The following is a 20,379-nucleotide window of genomic DNA, read 5'->3' on the forward strand; positions in this document are numbered from 1 at the left end:
CCTCACTCCTTCGCCATGATCTCCTGAAGCGCCATCTCCACCCGGCCGCGGAAGAACTCCGCGTTGGGCATGCCCGCCGTCATGGCGGCGGCGCGGGTGCCGGCCTGGCGCAGGATCTCGGCGCGCAGCGTCGGGTCGGAGCGCTCCAGCATCTCCAGCATCACGCGCACCACCAGCTCGGTGGCGATGGAGCGGGCCGGGTGGTCGTAGGGGGCCTTCGGCACTTTGCTCTCCTCGCTCATCGCGGGCTCCCTCACGAATGGATCGGCGCGTCGTGGCGGTGGAAGTCGCGCAGGCGCCGCCACACCGCCGTGTCGTAGTTCGAGGGCGTCTCGGCCTCGCCGGTCAGCCACTTGAACAGGTCGCGGTCGGGCACCTCGATCAGCGCCTCGAACTCGTCGAGTTCGCTCTCGGACAGGTCGCCGATCTCCGCGTCGGCGAAGCGGCCCATGATCAGGTCCATCTCGCGGATGCCCCGGTGCCACGCCCGGAACAGGGTGCGGCGGCGGCGGGGGTCGAGGTCGGCGCTCGTACGGGTGGTGCCGGACATGAGTCCCAAACCTTTCCGTTCACAAGGATGCCCCGTGAGATACGCCTGCGGGCCGGCGGTATCCAGTGCGCGTCAGGGCGCATCCGCGCCGAACAGGTCGCGCCAGCCCGCCCGCAGGCGCCGCCCGTCCGCGATCCGCGCGGTGAAGCCGACCGCGTCGAAATGTTCGAGCACCGGCATCGTCATGTTGCGGCCGATCCCGGCCGCCTCGCGAAACCGCCCCACGGTGAGCAACCCCTCCGGATGCTCGCCCGCCACCGCCTCGGCGATCCGGGCGAGGTCGGCCAGCAGCGGCGGCGGGAGGTAATAGGCCTTCGAGACCCGCCGCAGCCAGCCGATGCGCCCCACCTTGTCGAGGAGGGCGCGCACGGCCTCCGGCTCCCGCCCGAGGCGTTCGGCTAGGAGATGCAGGCGCGGCTGGTCGCGCCCGGCCGCCTCCACCACCGCGCGGATCTCCGCGTAGAGCGCCGCGTCGGCGGGGGCGAGGCGCGCCTCGTGGCCGGGCCGGTGGTGCAGGGCGCCCCGCCGGGCGAGCGCCCCGGCCCGGGTGAGCCCGTCGAGGACGAGGCGGGCGAGGGGCCGGTCGGCGGCGGACAGGTCGGCCGCGACCTCGTCCGCCGAGAGGCCGGGATTGTCGGGCTCGGCGGTGTGGCGGGCCTCGAACAGGGCGACGAGCCGCGCCTCCAGATCCACGACCCGCGCGGCGGGGAAGGCGAGGCGCCCCGCCGCCGTGTCCACGACCCGCGCGGCGCACCCGGCGAGCAGGGGGTCCAGGGCCGGCGGCGGGATGTTGCGCAGGCGGGCGAAGCGCCCGACATCGAGCCCCGCCGGCTCCGCGTCGAGCAGCGCGGCGAGGGCGGTTCCATCGTCGGGCTCGGCCAGGGCGGCGAGGACGGCCCGGCGGGCGGGGAGCCACGCCCCCCGGCGCGGCCCGTCGGCGTCGATGACGCGGCCGCCGCCGATCGTGCGCGCGGCGGCGGCGTCGCGCAGGACGAGGCGGTCGCCGATGAGGGCATGAAGAGGAGCGTCGAGGGCGATCCGCGCGAAGGCCTCGCCCCCCGGTGGGATGGCGGGCGCCTCGGGGGCGAGGAGCACCCGTCCGGTCACGCCGGCCGCGCCGCAATGGACCTGCACCGCCGCCCGGTGGCGCAGGGGCCGCGCCTCCCCCGGCAGCAGGCGGATCCGCGCGTCGAGGCGCGTCGCCCAGCCGGACAGGGCGGGGGCGAGCACCCACTCGCCCCGGTGGATGTCGTCGCGCGACAGGCGCGGCCCGGTGAGATTGAGGGCGCAGCGCTCGCCAGCCCGGCCCTCCTCCGCGACCTCGCCCTGGGCATGGATGCCGCGCACCCGCGCCTCGATACCCTTTGCCGACACCAGCACCCGGTCGCCGATCCGCACCGTGCCGGCATGGACGGCCCCCGTCACCACGAGGCCTACGCCTGGCAGGCTGAAGCAGCGGTCGATGGCGAGGCGGAAGCCCCGCTCGGATTCGGCCCCGCGCGGGGCCGCCCCGTCGCCGGCCTCCTCCAGCCGGGCCAGCACCTCCGGGATGCCGGCGCCGGTGAGGGCGGAGCAGGGCAGGATCGGCGCCCCCGCGAGGCCGGTGCCGGCGAGGAGGGCGCGCACCGCCTCGGTGACGGCGGCGATCCGCTCCGGCCCGGCCCTGTCGGCCTTGGTGAGGGCGACGATCCCGCGCGAGAGGCCCAAGAGGTCGAGGATGGCGGCGTGTTCGCGGGTCTGGGGCATCACGCCGTCGTCGGCGGCCACCACGAGGAGGGCGCAATCGACTCCCGTCGCCCCGGCCACCATGGTGCGCACCAGCCGCTCGTGGCCCGGCACGTCCACGAAGCCCAGGGAGAGGGCGCCCCGCCGGGCATAGGCGAAGCCGAGATCGAGGGTGATGCCCCGGGCCTTCTCCTCGGGCAGCCGGTCGGCATCGATTCCGGTCAGCGCCTTCACCAGCGCCGTCTTGCCGTGGTCGATATGCCCCGCCGTCGCGACGATCATTCTTTTGGACTTCGCGTCGTGGATGGGAGGGGCGGCGCGGATCCACTCCGCGCCGCCTTGTGTCAGCCCTTGATCCGGGTCTCGGCCAGTTCCGACATGCAGGTGTCGTAGGGCGTGAAGGCCACCCTTTCCGACACCGCGAACAGGGTGAAGGGCGAGTACAGGAACAGGGCCTTGGCCTCGTCCTGCAGGTAGCGCTCCACCTCCCGCACCACGCCCTCCTGCGCCGCCGGCTCTGCGGTGTGCAGGAGTGTGTCGTAGAGGGCGTCGAAGGCGGGATCCTCCGGGCCCTGGCGCAGGGTCGCGTCCTTGCCGAAGAACTCCCGGTGGACGCAGGCGACCGGGTATTGCGGCGTCCAGTCGAAGTACCATTCGAGCTTGACGTCGAAATCCTCCGGCAGGTCGCCCCGGTCGCTCACGAAGCGGGCCGAGAGGCCGATCTCCGCGAGGTTCCGGCCGATCGCCTCGACCACGCCTGTCCAGGCGGGGGACGCGACGAACACGAGCGCCCGGCCCCCGAGCCCCGCCTTCTCCAGCACCGCCTTCGCGGCCTGGGGATCGTGCGGGAACGGCGTCATGCCGGGATCCGCGCCGTAGCGGCCGGGCTGGATGAAGGCCGGGATCACCGTGCCGTAGCCATGCGCCCCCTGGTCGAGCACCGCCTGCCGGTCGATGGCGAGGTTGAGCGCCCTGCGCACCGCCGGGTCGCGCCAGGGCGAATCCGGCCGGTTCTCGTTGAAGACGCCCGTCAGGATCGTCTTGGCCTTCTTGGTCTGGATCTTCCCCTTGTCGCTCGGCGGAAAGGCCTTCGCCTCGTCCGGCGTCAGGTCGAACACCACGTCGACGCGGCCGTCACCGGAAGCCACCGAGCGGATGCCCTCCGCCTTGCCGATGACGTTGTCGTAGACGATGCGGACGCTCGGCCTGCGGGCCGGGTTCCAGTAGGTCGGGTTGGGCTCCATCACGACCCTGTCGGAGCGGGAATCGATCAGCGAGACACCCTCGGTGAGCACGAACGGGCCAGTCCCCCACGGACCGGGCGCGTCGATCACTCACCAATGGCCTTCGGCCGATCCCGTCTTCGGGTCGATGAAGCCCCACTCGTTCCAGAACCGCGTCGAGGGCAGGTGCATGCCCCGCAGCTTCATCAGCGCGGCGGAATCGCCGCCGGGGAAGCGCATGCGGACCGTGCGGTCGTCCACCGCCTCGCAGGTCACGTCGCGGGCGAAGTTCAGGAAGGCCCCCGGCGGATGCGGGTTGGTCCATTCCTGCACCTTGTCGAAGCCGAGCTTGAACATGCCGGCATCGAAGCGCTCGCCATCCTGGTAGACGGCCTCGCGCATCGTGAGTTCGAGGGTCTCCCCATCGAGCCAGCGCCAGGATTCGGCGAGGCTCGGCTGGCCGATTCCCTCGTGATCGACCCGGTTGGCCTCCTCCATCGTGTTCCACGTGATGGAGAGCCAGTTCACCGGCGACGGATCGACGACCGTCACCGTGTTGTGGGGGCCAAAGGCGCCGCCGCCTCCGGGATCCCCGGTCGCATGCGCGTCCATGCTTCCTCCTGTCATCGCCCGCGTGGCGCGCGGGACGGCCGCCGGATTGGCGGTGCGCAATCTATGATAGGGCGCAATCGGTCGCGCGCAATCGACCTTCCGGGCCGGCTCGCCGGGGCAACTTGCTAAGGTCGATTGCCAAGGTCGCTTGCCAAGCCGGCTTCGGGCACCCAAACACCATCGGACCGCAGGGCACCCGCGTGGGGCGGGGGCCGGGCTGGCGGAGGCGGTGATGGAACCGGGCGGGATGACGGGCAGGGCGCAGGCCGGGGCGCGGGCGGTGGACCTGCGGCTCTACGGGCTCCTCGATACCGGCGCGAGCGGCGGCGACGGCGCGGTCCTGGGCCGCCTCGGCGCCGAGGCGGTGGCGGGCGGCTGCACCCTGCTCCAGTACCGCGAGAAGGACATCGCGGATGCCCGCGCGGCGGTGGAGCGCCTGCGGGCGATCCGCGCCGCGATCGGCGGGCAGGTGCCGCTCCTCGTGAACGACCGCGTCGACCTCGCCCTGGCGGCGGGGGCGGACGGGGTGCATCTCGGCCAATCGGACCTGCACCCGGCCGACGCGCGGCGGCTGCTGGGGCCGCAGGCGATCATCGGCCTCACCGTGAAGACCGCCGCCCAGGCGGACGAACTCTACCGGCTCCCGGTGGATTACGCCTGCATCGGCGGGGTCTTCGCCACGACGAGCAAGGACAACCCGGACCCGCCGGTCGGCCTCGACGGGCTGTCGCGCATCCTGTTCCGGGCGCGGCTGGCGCGGGGGCCGGGCCTGCCGGTCGGGGCCATCGCCGGCATCGACGCCGGCAACGCGGCGCAGGTGATCGCGGCGGGGGCGGACGGGGTCGCCGTCATTTCGTCCCTGTTCGGCGCCGAGCCGGTGCGCCAGAATGCCCGCCACCTGCGGGGGCTGATCGACGCCGCCCTCGCCGAGCGCGGAGCGCACCGATGACGGCCATCGCGGTCACTCTGGCGGGCTCGGATTCCGGCGGCGGCGCCGGCATCCAGGCCGACCTCAAGACCTTCTCGGCGCTCGGCGTCTACGGCGCCAGCGTCGTCACCGCCCTGACGGCGCAGAACACCCGGGGCGTCCAGGCCATCCACGAGGTGCCGGCGGAGTTCGTCACCCGGCAGATCGAGAGCGTGTTCTCCGACCTGACGGTCGGCGCGGTGAAGATCGGGATGCTGTCCCGGCCGGAGGTCATCCTCGCCGTCGCCGACGGCCTCGCCCGCCACGCGACCGGGATTCCGGTGGTGCTCGATCCGGTGATGATCGCCACCAGCGGCGACCGGCTGATCGCCGACGAGGCAGTGGCCGTGCTGCGCGAGCGCCTGCTGCCGCAGGTCGATCTCGTGACACCGAACCTCCCCGAGGCCGCCGTCCTCCTCGGCGACGATAGTGAGGAGGACGGCGCCGTCCTGGCGCAGCGGCTCCTCGCCCTCGGGGCGCGGGCGGTGCTGGTGAAGGGCGGGCACGGGACCGGGCCGGAAAGCGTCGATTACCTCGCCACCGCCGAGGGTATCGAGCGCCGCCTCGCCGCCCCGCGCGTCGAGACCCGCAACACCCACGGCACCGGCTGCACCCTCTCGGCGGCCATCGCCGCGCTCCTCGCCCGGGGCCTGCCCCTGCCGGAGGCCGTCGCCGCCGCCAAGGATTACCTCACCGCCGCGATCCTGGCCGCCGACGAACTCGCCATCGGCGGCGGCCACGGGCCGGTCCACCATTTCCACGCCTGGTGGGGTGAGCGCGGCTGATGTGCATCGCCCCCGCCGAAACCTTGCGCCCGTCATCCGTTTGCGTTTGAAGAAGCGTACGATCGTTCGATGAACGGAACGGCCGGGCGGATCGAAGGACCATGCGGGATCAGGTGGAACGGCAAGGGGATCGGCAAGGAGACCGGCCGGAGAAGGTCGGCAGGACGCGCGACCTGCTGACGGGGGCGCAGGTCCTGTCGGGGCAGCTCGGCAAGACGATCCAGCGCCTGCGCAAGGCCTACAACCTGTCCCTGTCGGACCTCGCCGAGCAATCCGGCGTCGCCAAGTCGATCATCAGCCAGATCGAGCGCAACGAGACCAACCCGACGCTCGCCACCATCTGGCGCCTGTCCCAGGCGCTCGACGTATCCATCGAGCGGGTCCTGGCGGCGGGCGACGAGGAGCCCTTCATCGAGAAGACCTCCCGCGCCGACACGCCGATCCTCCTCTCCGAGGACGGCAAGGTGCGGCTCGCCATCGTCGGCTGGATTAAGACCGTCGAGTGGCTGCAATGGTACGAGGTCAGCGCCGATCCCGGCGGCGTGCTCGATTCCGACCCGCACCAGCGCGGCTCGGTGGAATCGCTGTCGGTGACGGAGGGCGTGTTCGAGGTCGAGGTCGGCGGCGCCCTCCAGCGGGCGCGGCCCGGCGAGACCCTGCGCTACCGCTGCGACCGGCCGCATCTCGTGCGCTGCGCCGAGGGACCGGGCCGGGCCACCATGGTGGTCATCATGAAGGCCGCCGTGATGGAATAGCCGGGGCGCCGCCCCGGCACCCCGCCAAAGGGCGCAGCCCTTTGAGATCCGTGACTTACCGCCCGGTGTTCACCCAGCGCACGATGTCGGCCAGCACCATGACCAGCGCCTGATCGAGGGCGCGGGCGCCAGAGCCCGCATCGAGCGAGCCCACCGGCACGCGCGCCGTGAAGATCCGCGCCGCCGCGACGCGGCCCGTGCCGTCCGCCACCAGCTTGAGCGACAGGTCTACCACCGCCTCGCCCGTGGCGGTCTGGATGTCGAAGGCGCGGATCTCGCTGATGAGCTGGTAATCCGCGTTCACCTTGTCGCCGGGCCGGCTCACCGAGCGCAGCCGGCCGGCATTCTCCAGGCTCTGGATGATCCGCGTCTGGATCAGGCGCGGCAGTCGGTCGGCCCACTGGCCGCCGCCGAGGAAGGACAGGGAGCCGGCGCCCTCGCGCACGATGATCCGGTCCGCCTCGAAGGGCTGGATGCCGACCGGTTCGGACACCACGATCGCCCGCCCCGACGCCACGGGCCGCCCGCCCGCCGGGAGGGCGGCGAGGTCGAAGGTGAGGGGCGCCGCACCGCCGGCGCAGCCGCCCAGCAGGGCGGCGGCCAGCAGGGTCGCGGTCGGGAGGACCGAACGGATCATACACACAACCTAATTGCGCCTGCCGACGCGAGGCGGCAGGTCACCAAATCCATGCAGCCAAAACTATGCCGTAAGCGAAAGGCTGCAGTGCGGCTCAGCACAAACGTGGCCCCGACGCACGAGTCAGCGGCCACCGTTGTATTCGGGCAACGTCGGCTTGCCGCCGAACAGGACCTGCGAGGGGTCTTTCTCCAGGCTGCGCACGGTGCGGTTCAGGGTACCGAGGGTGCGCTGCCCGTCGCCGGACAGGGCCTCGACCTCCCGGCGGCTGCTCCCCGAGAGGCGACCGAAGCTCGTGGAGATGCTGGCGGTGCGCTTGTCGAGGTTCTCCGACATGGTGCGGAAGGCCCGGCCCGCGTCGCGCACGGAGATCGCCGCCTCGCGGATCTCCACGAAGGTGCTCGTCCCCTCCTTGCCGGAGGCCGAGCCGAGGAAGCCCTCCGCGCCCTTCAGCACGGCGTCGATCCGGTCGGCCGAGGCGTCGAGCTTGGCCGCCAGCGAGCGGGCGTCGTGGAGGCCGGCCTGGATGTCGGGGGCGGAATTGGCCAGCGCCGCGGAGAACCTGTCGGCGTTGTCGATCACCCGGACGACGCGGTTGCCGTCCACCGCCTTCACCAGCGACGACATGGCCGGCGCCGCGTCGGCCAGGGTCTTCGAGAAGGTCTCGACGTTGGCGAGGGTGCGGGAGATCGCGCCCTCGTTGCCCGCGACCAGCCGGTCGAGGTGGGAGAGCATGTCGTCCGCCCGCTGCGCCACCTGCCGCGCCAGGGCCATCATGTCCTGTATGTCGGAGGTCTGGGCGAAGATCGTCGCCGGCTCTCCGTTGGCGCCGGGCTTCAGGGGCGGCGCGTCGGCGTCGCCGCCGGTCAGCGCGATCACCGAGACGCCGGTCAGCATCGCCGAATCGAGCCGGGCGCGGGTGTCGGACTTGAGCGGCGTCGAGGGCTCGACCTTGACCATGGCGAGCACCCGGCGCGGGTCCTGCGGGGCGAGGTGGATGTCCGTCACCTCGCCGACCTTGATGCCGTTGAAGGTCACGCTCGATCCGCGCGACAGGCCGCCGACCGAGCCGGAGAAGACGATGCGGACCTGCTCGCTCACCTGCCGGGACGAGCCGCCCGCGATCCACAGGGTGAAGCCGAAGCCGGCCAGGATGACGGCGAGGGTGAAGGCCCCGATCAGGGCGTAGTTCGCGCGGGTTTCCATGAGGTCAGCCTCCGGTCGCTGCGGCGAGGGAATCCTGGGGCGGCGCGCGCACGGCCGAGGGCCCGCCCGCGACGGCGCGGGCGCGCTTGCCGTGGAAATACGAGCGCAACCAGGGATGGGGGTTTTCCAGCATCTCCTCCACCGTACCGGCGGCGATGATCTGGCCGTCGCCCAGCGCCGCGATGCGGTCGCAGGCGGTGTAGAGGCTGTCGAGGTCGTGCGTGACCATGAACACGGTCAGGCCCAGCGTCTCCTTGAGGGTGGAGACGAGGTCGTCGAACTCGCCCGCGCCGATCGGGTCGAGGCCCGAGGTCGGCTCGTCGAGGAACAGGATCTCCGGGTCCAGCGCCAGGGAGCGCGCCAGCGCGGCGCGCTTGATCATGCCGCCCGAGAGTTCGGAGGGGAGCTTGTCGGCGGCGTCGGGCTTGAGGCCGACCATCTCGATCTTCAGCCGGGCGAACTCGTCGAGGAGCCGGCCGGAGAGCTTCAGGTGCTCGCGCATCGGCACCTGGATGTTCTGCTTCACGGTGAGGGCGGAGAACAGGGCGCCCTGCTGGAACAGCACCCCCCAGCGGGTCTCCATCCGCCGCCGCTCGGCATAGGTGAGGCCGTCCACGTCCTGGCCGAACACCTCGATCGTGCCCGAGCGCTTCGGCACGAGGCCGAGGATCGTGCGGGTGAGCACGGACTTGCCCTGCCCGGACGGGCCGACGAAGCCCAGGATCTCCCCCCGGCGGATGTCGAGGTTGAGACCCTTCAGGATGGTCTTGTCGCGGAAGCCGACCACGAGGTCGCGCACGCGGATGATGGGGCTGTCGCTCACCGGGCGGAACTCAAAAGTCGATGGCGGCGAAGAACACCGCGAACAGGCCATCGAGGACGATGACCATGAAGATGGACTTCACCACCGAGGCGGTGACGCGGCGCCCGAGGGACTCGGCCGAGCCCTCGACGGCGAAGCCCTCGATGGTGGCGATGAGCCCGATGGTCAGGGCCATGAACGGCGCCTTGATGAGGCCGACGATGACGTGGTGCACGCCCACCGCCGCCTGCAGCCGGGCGAGGAACTGGTCGAGGGTCAGCCCGCCGTAGAGCATCGCCGTGAGGCCGCCCCCGGCGAGAGCCGCGAGGTCGCCGAGCAGGGTCAGCATCGGCAGGCTGATCATCAGCGCCAGGACGCGCGGGACGATGAGGATCTCGGTGGCGTCGAGGCCCATGACGCGCAGGGCATCGACCTCCTCGCGCATCCGCATGGAGCCGATCTCGGCGGTGATGGCCGAGCCGGAGCGGCCCGCCACCATGATCGCCGTGAGCAGCACCCCGAGTTCGCGCAGGATCAGCAGGCCGATCAGGTTCACGACGAAGGTCTGCGCCCCGAACCGCTGGAGCTGGAAGATGCCCTGCTGCGCGACGATGCCGCCGACGAGGAACGAGATCAGCACGATGATCGGCGCGCCGTTCATCGCCATCTGCTGGACTTGGTTGACCAGGGCGGTGCCCCGGAAGGTGCGCGGGCGCAGGGCGACGCGGGCGCAGGCCGCCACGACCTCGCCGAGGAAGGCGATGCCGGTGCCGAATTCCTTGCCCCCCCGCACGACCTGGCGGCCGGTCCCGTCGAGGAGCGACAGGGGGAAGCGCAGGCGCGGGGCGGGGGCCGGCGGCTCGCCCCGGATCACCACCTCGCCGAGGAGCGTCCGGTGCTCGGGCCGCGTGCCGAGATAGGCGAGGGTGCCCCCCGACGCCTCGACCTCCGCGCGGGTCCGTTCGAGAACCCAGGCGCCGAGGGTGTCGAGCCGTTCGATCTCCCCGAGGTCGACCACGAGTCGCGCGGGTCCGCCCGCCGCGATCCGGGCGGCCGCGGCCTCCACGGCCGGCGCTTGGTCGGCGGTCCAGCGACCGCCGAGCCGCAACCGCCCGTCAGCCGCCTCCGTCAGCGATGCGGTGCCGGGCGCGAGCCCTTCGGTCAGCAACAGGGGGTACTCCTTCACCGGCGGTGTCGCACGATCGAGCCCGCTCCCGCGCCGGGAGCGGATCGTAAGGCCAGGCTTGCCCTGCCCCGTCCGTGCGGCAGGACACGCCATCGCGAGATGTCATGCTGCGCCACGGTTATGACGAGATTACGGTTGACGGTTTCTCTCTTGTGCAGCGGCCAGCGCCAGAATGACGCCGCAGGCCGAGAGCGGCGCCATGGCGAGGAAGGCGAGCGCCCCCGCCTCGCGGTAGACGAGCCCGCTCGCCAGCGTCGCCGTGACGGCGATTCCCGCGTTCACCGCCGAGAGGGTGCCCTGCGCCCGGCCCCGCGCGCCCTCCGGCGACAGGGACGAGACCGCCTCCATCGCCCCGAGCTGCGTCGCGCCGAAGGTGAGGCCGTGCAGGACCTGCAGCGGCACCAGCGTCTCCATCCGGTCGCCCACCAGATAGAGCCCCGCCGCCCGCAGGATGCCCGCCGCCCCGCCGAGGACGAGGAGCGGCACCGGCCCGCGCCAGGAGGCGGGCAGGCGAGGGGCCGCCGCGAACAGGACGATCTCGGCGAGCACCCCCGTCGCCCACAGGGCGCCGACCTGCGTCGCGGAGAGGCCGTGCGCGGTCCAGTGGATGCTGCCGAAGCCGTAAACCGCCGCGTGCCCCGCCTGGATCGCGGCGGCGGCGCCGATGCACAGCCACAGCCGCCGGGGCAGGGGCGGGCCCTTGCCCCCCGCCGCGCGGCGGGGCGCCTCGGCCGGGGTGCGGTCGAGGAGCGCGGTGAATCCGGCGATCAGGGCGAGGCCGGTGAGCAGGATCGGCACGGCGAGTTGCCCGCCGAGCGCCGCGAGCAGGACCCCGCCCGCGAGGTTGGCAAGGAGGAACGCGATCGAGCCCGCCATGCGGATGCGCGAATAGGCGAGGCGGGGATCCCGCCGGGCGGCGGCGAGGGTCAGATAATCGATGGAGGGCACCAGGGGCGCGGCGGCGACCGCGTTCAGCACGGTCAGCACCGCGAGCGCGGGCCAGCCGAACCCGGAGGCCGGGGCCATGGCGGCATAGGTCGCCGCGACGCCGAAGCTGCCCGCCACGATCAGCCGCCGCGCCCCGAGCCCCCGGTCGATCAGCCCCATCAGCGGCGCCGTGGCGACGATCCGCGTGGCGATGGGCAGCGCCAGCAGCAGGCCGATCACCCCGGCATCGAGCTTGAGCGTGGCGAGCCAGACCGGCAGGAACGGCATGGCGATGCCGATCTCGGTGAAGACGACGGCGTAGAGCAGCGACAGGCGCAGCGCGCCGGGGGTAGCGGGCACGGGGAAAAGGGGCTGTGGGACGGAGGCCGTCGTAAGCGCCCGTTAAACCGCTTCTGTCAATGTTGAGGGGTTCGGGACGCGCCGGGCGCGGGGTCTTCGCCCCGCCGGGCGCCCCTGTCGGAAGCGCCGTTGATGTCCGGTCTGCCCAGCGCCCACGCGATCGATGCTGCGGAATACGCGGCGATCGAGGCGACGATCGGCGCCAGCGAGCGCGGCCAGCACTTCCTCGCCGAGCATGCCCGCCGGGCCCGCGCCGAGGAGATGGCGACGGTGCTGAACGCCATCGAGCGGCTGGAGCGCAGCGTCACCGCCGAGCGTCCCGTCGATGCGGTGGGCAGCCTGCGCGGCGGCCTCGCGGAGATGGCCGAGGCGATCAGCCGGACCAAGGCCGAGATCTCGGCGATCAGCGTGCCCGACGGCGACCAGACCCGCCTCACCTCCGCCTCGCAGGCCCTCGACGCCATCGTGCGGGCCACCGAGCAGGCGACCTCCGACATCCTCGGCGCCGCCGAGGCGGTGCAGGAGGCGGCCTGGACCCTGCGCGAGCGCAACGTCGAGCCGGAGACCTGCGAGGCCCTCGACCGCCACGCGACCGCGATCTACACGGCCTGCTCCTTCCAGGACCTCACCGCGCAGCGCACCGCGCGGATCATCTACACCCTCCGCTACCTGGAGGACCGGATTGCCTCCATGATCGCGATCTGGGGCGACGAGATCGCGCGGGTCCCGCCCCCTCCGGGCGCGAGCGAGGGCGCCCTCGCCATCGACGAGGATCTCTGCCAGATCGACGTGGACCGCTACATCGCCATGTCGGTGCCGGCCATGACGGCGGCGGCCATCGCCGCCCAGCCGGGCAGCCCGGCCCTGCACGAGGACATCGTGTTCGTCCCGGTCTCGACCCCGCCGGAGCCGGCCGCGCCGCCCGCCCCCGTGCCGGAGCCCAAATCGGAGCTTTCGCCGCCGCACTGGACGGAAGAGGAGCCCGCCGACGCCCTGTTCGAGTTCTCCCTCGCCGAGCCGGAGGCCATGAGCCTGGACGGGCTCGATGCCGAGCCGGCCGAGAAGCGCCTCGCCCTCTTCGCCTGAGGCAATCCGAGCCGATATAGGGGGCGCCCACCCGCGTCAGCCCCCTCGATCCCATTCCCCACGATCCCTTGGCCCTGCACCTCATCAAGCTCAGCGTCGGCCCGGCCTCCATGGCCGATCTCGCCGCGCGACAGGCGGGCCAGGCGGCCCAGCCGGTCCATGTCACGCGCACCCTGCCCAAGCGGCACCGGGAGATCGCGGGCAAGGGCTCGATCTACTGGGTGATCCGGGGAAGCCTGTGCTGCCGCCAGGCCATCGTCGCCCTGGAACCGCTGACCGGCGAGGACGGGATTCCCCGCTGCCGCATCGTGCTCGCCCCGCCCCTGGTGCCGGTGGTCCCCCGGCCCTGCCGCCCGTTCCAGGGCTGGCGCTACCTCGCGGCCGGCGACGCCCCGGCCGATCTCGGCGCGGGGCTCGGCGGCGACGTCGCCGAGATGCCGGAAAAGCTCCGCCGGGAACTCGCCGCCCTCGGCCTGCTCTAGGACCGCGCGCCCCGTGAAGGCGCGCGACCCCGTCTCGCTCAGGCCCCTTCGAAGCGCCCGCTGGCATGGGCCAGCATCGTGTAGACCTTGCCCGTCTCGGAGGTGAGGTAGGCGTCGGTCCGCTTGGCGTCGGGGTCGTTCTTCACCACGTCGCCGAGCAGGCGCTCGAACTCGCTCACGTAGCGGTCCACGCTGCGCCGGAACTCCTGATCCGAGCGGTAGCGCCGCTGGATCTCGGTGAAGGTCGTCTGCCCCTGCGCCGTGTAGATGCGCGGCGTGAACAGGTTCGGCTCACCCCGGCGGTACCGCTCCCACAGGTCGACGGCGGTGCGGTGCTCGATCATCCGCGCGATGTCGGTGGAGATCGTGTCGAGGGCGATCCGGCCGGTCTCGGCGGCGAGCTTCCCGTTGCGCGGGGCAGGGGAGGCGGCCGGCGCCGGGGTCGGAGCCGGTGCAGTGCGGGCCGGGGCGGTCGCGGCCGGGTTCTCCTCGTCGTCATCCAGCGAGGCGCGGGTGAGGAGGTCGGAGAGCCAGCCCTTCTTGTTGTTGCCCGCCCCCGTGGCGGGGGCCGGGTTGACCGGGCGCGGCGTCACCGGGCGGGTCTCGCTGCGCGCCGGGGCCGGGCGGGGCGCCGGGCTCGGCGCGGGCGCCTGCACCGGGGCCTGCACCGGAGCCGGGCTCGGCGCCGAAGCGGTGGGAGCCGGCGCGGCCGGGGTCGGCGGCAGCGAGGCGGGCGCCGCGAGGGAGCGGCTTCCCCCCTCCGCGACGCGCCGCTGCGTCTGGGCGATGGGCTGCGCGACGTCCACCGTGCGGCCGGTGCGGGCGACCAGGGCCGACAGCTCGTTGAGGGCCTTGATCTGGTCGGCCACGACCCGGCGCATCTCGCCGGCCGCGTCCTGGGTCTCGCGGGGCAGTTCGAGGACGCCGCGGGCGAGGTCGGCGCGGGTGGATTCGAGCTCGCTGCGGATGGACGAAGCCATCTCGCGCAGGTTCGTCACCGATTCCCCGAACCGGCTCTGCGCCTCCTCCAGGCCCTCCCGCATCTCGCGGGAGGCCGCATCGAGGGCTTCGCGCACCCCGGCGGCGGCCTTCTCGGCCTCCGCCCCGGCATCGTCCTTCAGGCCGGCGAAGGCCCCCGTCACCTGCTCGCCCGCGCTCTCGGCGGAGCGGGCGAGGGCGTCGGTGAGCGCGCGCGCCCGGTTCTCGGCCTCGCGCAGCACCTTGTCGATCTGGCCGGCGAAGGCCGAACCGCGCGATTCCAGGGTCTCGGCCCGGGCCTCGAACTCGGACATGGCGGTGGCGAGCGCCCGCTCCCGCTCGGTGAGGGCGGTGGAGAGACGGGTCTCGACGGCGTCGAGGGAGGTCGCCGCCCCGTCGAGGTTGCGGGCGAGGTCGTTCGCCTCGCGCAGGGCCCCTTCCGAGGCCTCGCGCAGGGCCGCGACCTGGGTCGAGACGTCGGCCCCGGCCCGGTCGGTCTCGGCGGCGACGCGCTCCAGTTCGGTGCGGATCTGCGAGAGCCGGCCGGAGAGGTTGCGCTCGATGGCGCCGAGGTTCGAATCCGCCCCCGCCACGAGGCCGGTCAGGGCCGCGTTGGCGCTCTCCACGCGGACGATCACGCCGCCCAGCTCACGGGTGAGCCGGTCGTTGGTCTCCGCGAGGTCGGCCAGGGTCCGGCCAGCGCCCTCGTCCACCGCCGCGCGGAGGATGTCGGCCGAGGCGCGGGTCTGGATCGCGAGGCGTTCGGTGCTGGTGCGCAGGGTCTCGGCCAGCGGCAGGCCGGTCTCCTCCAGCACCCGCTCGATGGTCCCGGCCCGGTCGGACAGGGCGTCGGCGAGGTCGCGCATCGGGCCGTCCACCGCCGCGCGGAACCGCGAGACGTGGCCCTCCAGCTCGGAGCCGACGCTGTCGCCGCTGGCGTTGAGGCTGTCGAGCAGGGCGCCGCCCCGCTCCTCGATGGCCCGGACCAGGGTCTCGGCGCTCTCGGCGAGGCGGCGGGCGAGGGCTTCGCCACGGGCGTCCACCAGGGAGCCGAGGGCGTTGGCCCGGCGCTCGAAGCCCATGCCCATCGCTTCGGCGCGCTGGTCGATGAGGGCGGCCAGGGCCGCCTCGCGGGCGGCGAGCGTCGCGGCCAGGGTCGCCGTGTGGGCCTCGACCTGTTCCGCATGGGCCTGCGCCCGTGCGTCCAGGGCGGCGCCCAGGCCGGCGGTGCGCTCGTCCATGAGGCCGGCGAAGGCGTCGTGACGCTCGTCGAAGGCCGTGGCGAGGGCGTCGGCGCGCTGGCCGACGAGATGCGCGAAGCGCTGGATGCGGCTGTCGATCCGCTGGGTGAAGGCGTCCGCGCGGGCATCGACCTCGCGGGTGAGGTCCTGCGTACGGCCTTCCACGACCCCGTCGAGGTCGCGCAGACGGGTCTCGAACACCTCGGTCAGGGCGCCGACCCGGTCGTCGGCCGCCTCGATCAGGCCGCGGCTGCGGCTGTCGAGGAGCCCGTCGATGGCCGTGCGGGCCTCGTCGAAGGTGGTGCGCAGGGCCGCGAGGCGGGCGTCGAACAGGTCGGCCATGCCGGCGGGCGCCGTGTTGAGGACGCTGCGGATCTCGTCGGTCTGGGTGGCGATCGCCTGGGCGATGTCGCCGCCACGGGTCTCCACGAGATCGCGCAGACCGTCCTGGGCCTCCTCGAACAGGGTCCGCAGGCGCTGGGTGCGGCTGTCGAGGGTCGCGGCGAGCTGACGCTCGCGGGTCTCGACCAGGGCCGCCACGGCGGCGGGGGCCTCCTCGAGCAGGCTGCGCAGGGTCTGCAGGCGCTCGTCCACGGAGGCGGCGAAGCGGCCGCTGCCGCCTTCGACCGCCGCGTCGAGGGTGGCCTGGGCCTCCTCGAACAGGCTGCGAAGGCCCTCGGCGCGGGCGTCCAGGGTCTCGGCGAGGCGGTTGCCCCGGCCCTCGACCAGATCCTCCAGGCGGCCGAGGCGGGCGTCGAACAGGTTGCCCAGGGCCTCGGTGCGGCTCTCCAGCGCCCCGGCGGCTCCCGTCAGCGCGCCTTCCAGCGCCGTGACGAGTTCGCGGCCACGGCCGTCCAGGGCCTCGCTGAGGGGGCCCGTGCGCCCGTCGAGCGTCTCGACCAGGGTGTGGGCGTGCCCGTCCAGCATGATGCGGATCTGGTTGGTGCGGTCGTCGAGCAGGCCGTGCACGGTGCGCACGCCCTCGTCCAGCAGGCCGCTGATGTCGCCCGTGCGGCTCGCCAGCGTATGGCCGAGGCGGCCCTCGCCCTCCTCGAGCATCCGCTCGGCGTCGGCGATGGTCTGCTGCAGCTTGGCGAGGACGCCCTCGCCCCGGTTGTCGATGAGTTCGGCGAGCGAGGTGCTGCCGGTGTCGAACAGGCGGGCGAGCTCGGTGATGCGGTTGCCGATGACGCCGAACACCGCCCGGCCCTTCTCGTCCAGCTCCTTCGACATCGCCTCGGTGCGCTCGTCGATGAGGCGCCCGAGCAGGTCGGAGCGTTCGGCGAAGGCGGCGCGCACCTCGTCGGTGCGGGCCGACAGGGCGGTGTCGGCGGCGGTGGCGCGCTCGTCCACGAGGGACGCGATCTCTTCCGCGCGGGCCGCGAGGGAGACGTCGAGGGCGCGGGTGCGCTCCTCGACGGCGCCGGTCAGGGCGGCGATGCGTTCGGCCATGGCCGCGTCGAGGCCGCCGGTGCGGGTCTCGATCGCCTCCACGAGGTCGCGGGTGCGCTGGGTCAGCTCCGCGTCGACGGCGCGGGTGCGCGCCTCGATCAGGCGGATCGCCTCGAAGGCCTGCGAGCCGAAGCTCTCGTCCACGAGGCGGGCGCGCTCTTCCAGCGTCGCGCCGATCTCCTCCAGGCGGCGCAGGACCGTGCCGTCGAACCGCTCCGCGCCGGTATCGAGGGCGCGGGCGATCTCGCCGGTGCGGCGCTCGACCTCGGCGCCGAAATCGACGGAGCGGACCTGGAAGTCGCGGGCGGCGGCGGCGAAATGGGAATCCACGGACTCCACGAGGCCGCGACCGCCTTCCTCGACGATGCGGGCCATCTCGCCCGTGCGGGCGGACAGGGCCTCGTCCAGGGCGGCGGTGCGGGCGTTGAGGGACTCGTCCAGGGTCGAGGCGCGGGTGGCGAAGGTCTCGTCCAGGGCGGCGGCGCGGGTGGCGAAGGTCTCGTCCAGGGTGGCGGCGCGGGTGGCCAGCGCCTCGGTGAGGGCGGCGGTGCGCGCGGCCAGGGTCTCGGTGAGGGCGGCGGCGCTGGTGCCGATCTGCCCGTCGAGCTGGCCGACCAGGGTGGCCATGGTCTCGGCCACCTCGGCGGTGCGCTTGGCGACCTCGGCGGTGTGCCGGGCGGAGCGCTCCTCCAGGGAGCCGAGATGGGTCTCGATCAGGCTGCCGGCCTCGCGGGCCTGGCCCGCGATGGTCTCGGCCACGGCTTGGCCCCGGTCGGAGAGGAGGCGCGTGACCTCGTCCAGCTGGTGGCCCACGGTCTCGCCGAGGGCGGCGGTGTCGCGGCCGATCCGGTCGGCGAGGATGTCGCCCCGGGCGATGGTCTCCTGCAGGGCGGCGAGGCGGCTGCCCAGCACCTCCTCGATGACCTTGACCCGCCCGTCGGCGGTCTCGGCGAAGGTGTCGCCGCTGCGGCCGAGGCTGTCTGCGATGCGCGCCCCCTGGCTCGCCACGGCGAGCACGATGTCGCGGCCGGTGCCGGCGATGCGGGCGTGGGTCTCCTCCGCGTGGGTGGAGAGCAGGTCGGCCACGTCGCGCCCATGGGCGCCGAAGGTGGCCTCGATCTCGCCGAGGCGGCTCGACAGGTCGGACGCGACCTGCGCGGCGGCGCGCTCCAGGGCGCCGGTCGTGGCGCTGGTGCGGGCGGCGAGTTCCCGGTCGAGCCCTTCGAGGGCGACGCGCAGTTCCGTGACGGCGGCGCCGCCCCGCGCGCCCAGTTCCTCGGTCGCCCGCTCGGCGGCCTCGCGGAAGCGGGTGAGCAGGATGGCGGATTCCGCCTCGATGGCCCCCGTGACCTCGGCCGAGGCGGTGCGCAGCAGGCCCAGGCTCTCGGTGAGGCGCGTCGCGGCCTCGGCGACGCGGGTCTGCGCCGCCTCGCCCGCATTGGCGGCGGCCGCACGGATGATCTCGGCAGCCTCGCTGGCGCGGCCGTCGATCTCGCCCGACAGGTGCTCGACGCTGGTGCGCAGGCTGCGCACGGCATCCCCGGCGCCGGTCTCGAAGCCCCGGCCGAGGGTCGTGAAGGCCGCCTCCAGGCCCTCGGCGGCTTCCCGCGCCCGCCCGGCGACGAGGCCGCTGGCCCGCTCGGCCGCCGCGTCGAGGCGGTTTTCCAGGCCCGCCCCCTCGACGGCGATGGTCTCGTGCAGGCGGGAGACGATGCCCTCCATCCGCTCGGCGAGTTCACCGCCGCGTCCGCTGACGGCATCCCCGATCCGGTCGGCGGCGGCGACGATGTCGTCGCGCACCGCGTCGGCGCGGGCGGCCAGCGTCGCCGCCGCGCCGTCCGCCGCCTGGGCGAGGGTGTCCTGCGCCGTCCGGCCGCTCTGGGCGATGGCGCCGACGATGTCGCGGCCCGCCGTCTCGATCTCGGTGCGCAGGGCCGTGCCCCGGCCCGACAGGTCCTGCGTGAAGGCCGCGCCGACCTCGGAGAAGCGGCCGGTGATCTCGGCGCCCGTGGCGGCGAAGCGCTCGGTGAGTTCGGTGCCCCGGTTCAGGAAGGCGCTCTCCAGGCTCGACGCGGAGCGCTCGAAGCTCTCCCGCACCGCCTCGCCCTGCCGCGCGATGGCCGCGCCGACGCCGGCCCCGGTCTCGGCCAGGGATTCCGCGACCTTGTCCGCGCTCGAAGCGAGCCGCCCGGTGAGGGCCTGTCCCGTCGCCTCGAACGCGCCGGTGAGGACGGAGGTGCGCTCCTCGAAGGTGCGCACGAAGTCCGCGCCGACGCCTTCCAGGCTCTCGCGCACGCCCGAGCCGGTCTGCGACAGGCGCTCGATCAGCGTGTCGCCGCGCTCGCTCATCAGCCCGGTGACGCGCTCGCCCACCTCGCCGAGCGAGGCGGTGAGGGCGAGGCCCCGCGCGTCGAGGGCGCCGGTCACGCGCTCGCCGGCCCCGTCGAGGGCCGAGACGATCCGCTGGGCCGCCCCGTCGAGTTCCTGGGTGAGGTTGGTGTGCGAGCCGGCGATGGCGCCGCGCACCCGCTCGGCATTGGTGACGATGGCCTCGCGCTGCGCGACCAGCTCATCGACCAGCGAGCGGATGCGGATCTCGTTGTCGGAATAGGCGCGCTCCAGGGTGGCGATCTCGCCGCGCACCAGGGTTTCGAGCTCGCCCGCCCGGGCCAGGGCGCGCTCGACGCCATCGCCCACCGCCGCGACCTCGCGGCGGACGGTCTGCGACATGGTCAGCACGGCGTCCGTCGAGAAGCCCTCCGGCTCCGCGAGGCGCACCGCGACCTCGCCCACGGCGCGGGCGACGAGGCGCATCTCCTGGGCGCGCATGGCGAGCATCGCCACGACGACGAACAGGATCACCGGCCCGAGCAGCGCCGAGACGGCGCCCATGGCCTGGAGCGGGGGCAGGCCGGCGACGAAGCCGGCGAGGTCGCCGCCCGATTGCGACCAGACGATGCCGCCGAGCGCCCCGATCCAGGCGAGGCCGGCGAGCGAGGCGACGATGTAGGGCTTGCGCGAGGGACGCACCCGCAGGGTCTGCTGCAGGATGCCGATGTTGCGCCGGTCGTCGTTGGCCACCAGGGAGCGGTCGGGCGGCAGCAGGCCGCCTTCCCGGCGGGGCCGGTCGAGATCGGGGGAGGGCAGGTCCGAGGCGAGGGGCGGATCCTGCGTCAGCGGCATCGGGCCGCCCGGCGGGCGCTCGATGTCGAGACGGGGCGGGGGCAGGCGGCCCGAGGCGTCGCGCCCGCCCTCGAGCAGCGGATCGGTGTCGCCGACATCCGGGAGCCGGGGCTCCGAACGGGCGCCGCCGTCGCGCATCAGGGCGTCCAGGCTCAGTGCCTGTTCGATGGCTGAGAGAGCGGCCTCGGCCGGGTCCTTCAGCTTTTTGTCCGTCGCCATGAA

The 20,379-nt window shown here is 73.6% G+C and carries 14 protein-coding genes and 1 pseudogene; 5 read left to right on the top strand and 10 right to left on the bottom strand.

The annotated features are described in order from the left end of the window. Positions 1-2: 2 nt before the first annotated feature. The 4 genes and pseudogenes from ACXJ1Y_RS04455 to ACXJ1Y_RS04470 form a co-directional block, all read right to left on the bottom strand. Positions 3-242: a hypothetical protein gene (locus ACXJ1Y_RS04455; protein ID WP_463848945.1), complete on the bottom strand. Its 240-nt coding sequence runs from the start codon at positions 240-242 to the stop codon at positions 3-5. Between the two features lie 11 nt (positions 243-253). Further along, the gene (locus ACXJ1Y_RS04460; RefSeq protein ID WP_243952880.1) at positions 254-550 is read right to left on the bottom strand and encodes an FAD assembly factor SdhE; all 297 of its coding nucleotides are present in this window, start codon (positions 548-550) and stop codon (positions 254-256) included. A 72-nt stretch (positions 551-622) separates the two neighbouring features. After that, the gene (gene selB, locus ACXJ1Y_RS04465; RefSeq protein WP_463848946.1) at positions 623-2,557 is read right to left on the bottom strand and encodes a selenocysteine-specific translation elongation factor; all 1,935 of its coding nucleotides are present in this window, start codon (positions 2,555-2,557) and stop codon (positions 623-625) included. 62 nt (positions 2,558-2,619) lie between these two features. Next, positions 2,620-4,125 (bottom strand): annotated as a pseudogene (locus ACXJ1Y_RS04470) (ABC transporter substrate-binding protein). A gap of 217 nt (positions 4,126-4,342) precedes the next feature. Here ACXJ1Y_RS04470 and thiE point away from each other — a divergent pair. The 3 genes from thiE (at position 4,343) to ACXJ1Y_RS04485 (ending at position 6,617) form a co-directional block, all read left to right on the top strand. Next, complete coding sequence (gene thiE, locus ACXJ1Y_RS04475; protein ID WP_463848947.1) at positions 4,343-5,059, top strand: thiamine phosphate synthase; 717 nt, start codon at positions 4,343-4,345, stop codon at positions 5,057-5,059. Then, positions 5,056-5,862 (top strand): bifunctional hydroxymethylpyrimidine kinase/phosphomethylpyrimidine kinase, encoded by an 807-nt coding sequence (gene thiD, locus ACXJ1Y_RS04480; RefSeq protein ID WP_463848948.1) that lies wholly within the window; start codon positions 5,056-5,058, stop codon positions 5,860-5,862. The genes thiE and thiD overlap by 4 nt, the downstream gene beginning before the upstream one ends. A gap of 101 nt (positions 5,863-5,963) precedes the next feature. Next, positions 5,964-6,617, top strand: a complete 654-nt coding sequence (locus ACXJ1Y_RS04485) for a helix-turn-helix domain-containing protein (RefSeq protein WP_463848949.1) — start codon at positions 5,964-5,966, stop codon at positions 6,615-6,617. A gap of 55 nt (positions 6,618-6,672) precedes the next feature. Here ACXJ1Y_RS04485 and ACXJ1Y_RS04490 read toward each other — a convergent pair whose 3' ends face one another. The 5 genes from ACXJ1Y_RS04490 to ACXJ1Y_RS04510 all read right to left on the bottom strand — a co-directional run bounded on the left by ACXJ1Y_RS04490 (position 6,673) and on the right by ACXJ1Y_RS04510 (position 11,735). Further along, on the bottom strand, positions 6,673-7,254 hold the full coding sequence (locus tag ACXJ1Y_RS04490; RefSeq protein ID WP_463848950.1) for an ABC-type transport auxiliary lipoprotein family protein: 582 nt from the start codon (positions 7,252-7,254) through the stop codon (positions 6,673-6,675). 123 nt (positions 7,255-7,377) lie between these two features. Next, positions 7,378-8,460 carry an MlaD family protein gene (locus ACXJ1Y_RS04495; protein ID WP_463848951.1) on the bottom strand — a complete coding sequence of 361 codons (1,083 nt, stop codon included), beginning with the start codon at positions 8,458-8,460 and terminating at the stop codon, positions 7,378-7,380. 4 nt (positions 8,461-8,464) lie between these two features. Next, positions 8,465-9,259, bottom strand: coding sequence for an ABC transporter ATP-binding protein (locus tag ACXJ1Y_RS04500; protein ID WP_463850031.1), 795 nt, complete (start codon positions 9,257-9,259; stop codon positions 8,465-8,467). Between the two features lie 34 nt (positions 9,260-9,293). Further along, complete coding sequence (locus tag ACXJ1Y_RS04505) at positions 9,294-10,433, bottom strand: ABC transporter permease (RefSeq protein ID WP_463850032.1); 1,140 nt, start codon at positions 10,431-10,433, stop codon at positions 9,294-9,296. Positions 10,434-10,577: 144 nt separating this feature from the next. Further along, entirely contained in the window at positions 10,578-11,735 is a 1,158-nt protein-coding gene (locus tag ACXJ1Y_RS04510) for an MFS transporter (protein ID WP_463848952.1), read from the bottom strand. Positions 11,736-11,867: 132 nt separating this feature from the next. Here ACXJ1Y_RS04510 and ACXJ1Y_RS04515 point away from each other — a divergent pair, with 132 nt between their 5' ends. Continuing rightward, positions 11,868-12,821, top strand: a complete 954-nt coding sequence (locus ACXJ1Y_RS04515) for a hypothetical protein (RefSeq protein ID WP_463848953.1) — start codon at positions 11,868-11,870, stop codon at positions 12,819-12,821. A 68-nt stretch (positions 12,822-12,889) separates the two neighbouring features. Further along, the gene (locus tag ACXJ1Y_RS04520) at positions 12,890-13,303 is read left to right on the top strand and encodes a DUF1489 family protein (RefSeq protein ID WP_463848954.1); all 414 of its coding nucleotides are present in this window, start codon (positions 12,890-12,892) and stop codon (positions 13,301-13,303) included. A 38-nt stretch (positions 13,304-13,341) separates the two neighbouring features. On the opposite strand, the gene ACXJ1Y_RS04525 is transcribed toward ACXJ1Y_RS04520, so the two are convergent. Next, on the bottom strand, positions 13,342-20,376 hold the full coding sequence (locus tag ACXJ1Y_RS04525) for an apolipoprotein A-IV repeat region-like domain-containing protein (protein WP_463848955.1): 7,035 nt from the start codon (positions 20,374-20,376) through the stop codon (positions 13,342-13,344). Between the last annotated feature and the right edge of the window lie 3 nt (positions 20,377-20,379).

This window comes from Methylobacterium sp. TK26 (genome assembly GCF_055361565.1).

Coding starts and splice junctions, on each gene's coding strand:
- ACXJ1Y_RS04515 (WP_463848953.1), top strand. CDS start 11,868: ATGTCCGGTCTGCCCAGCGCCCACGCGATCGATGCTGCGGAATACGCG.
- ACXJ1Y_RS04490 (WP_463848950.1), bottom strand. CDS start 7,254: ATGATCCGTTCGGTCCTCCCGACCGCGACCCTGCTGGCCGCCGCCCTG.
- ACXJ1Y_RS04485 (WP_463848949.1), top strand. CDS start 5,964: ATGCGGGATCAGGTGGAACGGCAAGGGGATCGGCAAGGAGACCGGCCG.
- ACXJ1Y_RS04495 (WP_463848951.1), bottom strand. CDS start 8,460: ATGGAAACCCGCGCGAACTACGCCCTGATCGGGGCCTTCACCCTCGCC.
- selB (WP_463848946.1), bottom strand. CDS start 2,557: ATGATCGTCGCGACGGCGGGGCATATCGACCACGGCAAGACGGCGCTG.
- thiE (WP_463848947.1), top strand. CDS start 4,343: ATGGAACCGGGCGGGATGACGGGCAGGGCGCAGGCCGGGGCGCGGGCG.
- ACXJ1Y_RS04455 (WP_463848945.1), bottom strand. CDS start 242: ATGAGCGAGGAGAGCAAAGTGCCGAAGGCCCCCTACGACCACCCGGCC.
- ACXJ1Y_RS04460 (WP_243952880.1), bottom strand. CDS start 550: ATGTCCGGCACCACCCGTACGAGCGCCGACCTCGACCCCCGCCGCCGC.
- ACXJ1Y_RS04525 (WP_463848955.1), bottom strand. CDS start 20,376: ATGGCGACGGACAAAAAGCTGAAGGACCCGGCCGAGGCCGCTCTCTCA.
- thiD (WP_463848948.1), top strand. CDS start 5,056: ATGACGGCCATCGCGGTCACTCTGGCGGGCTCGGATTCCGGCGGCGGC.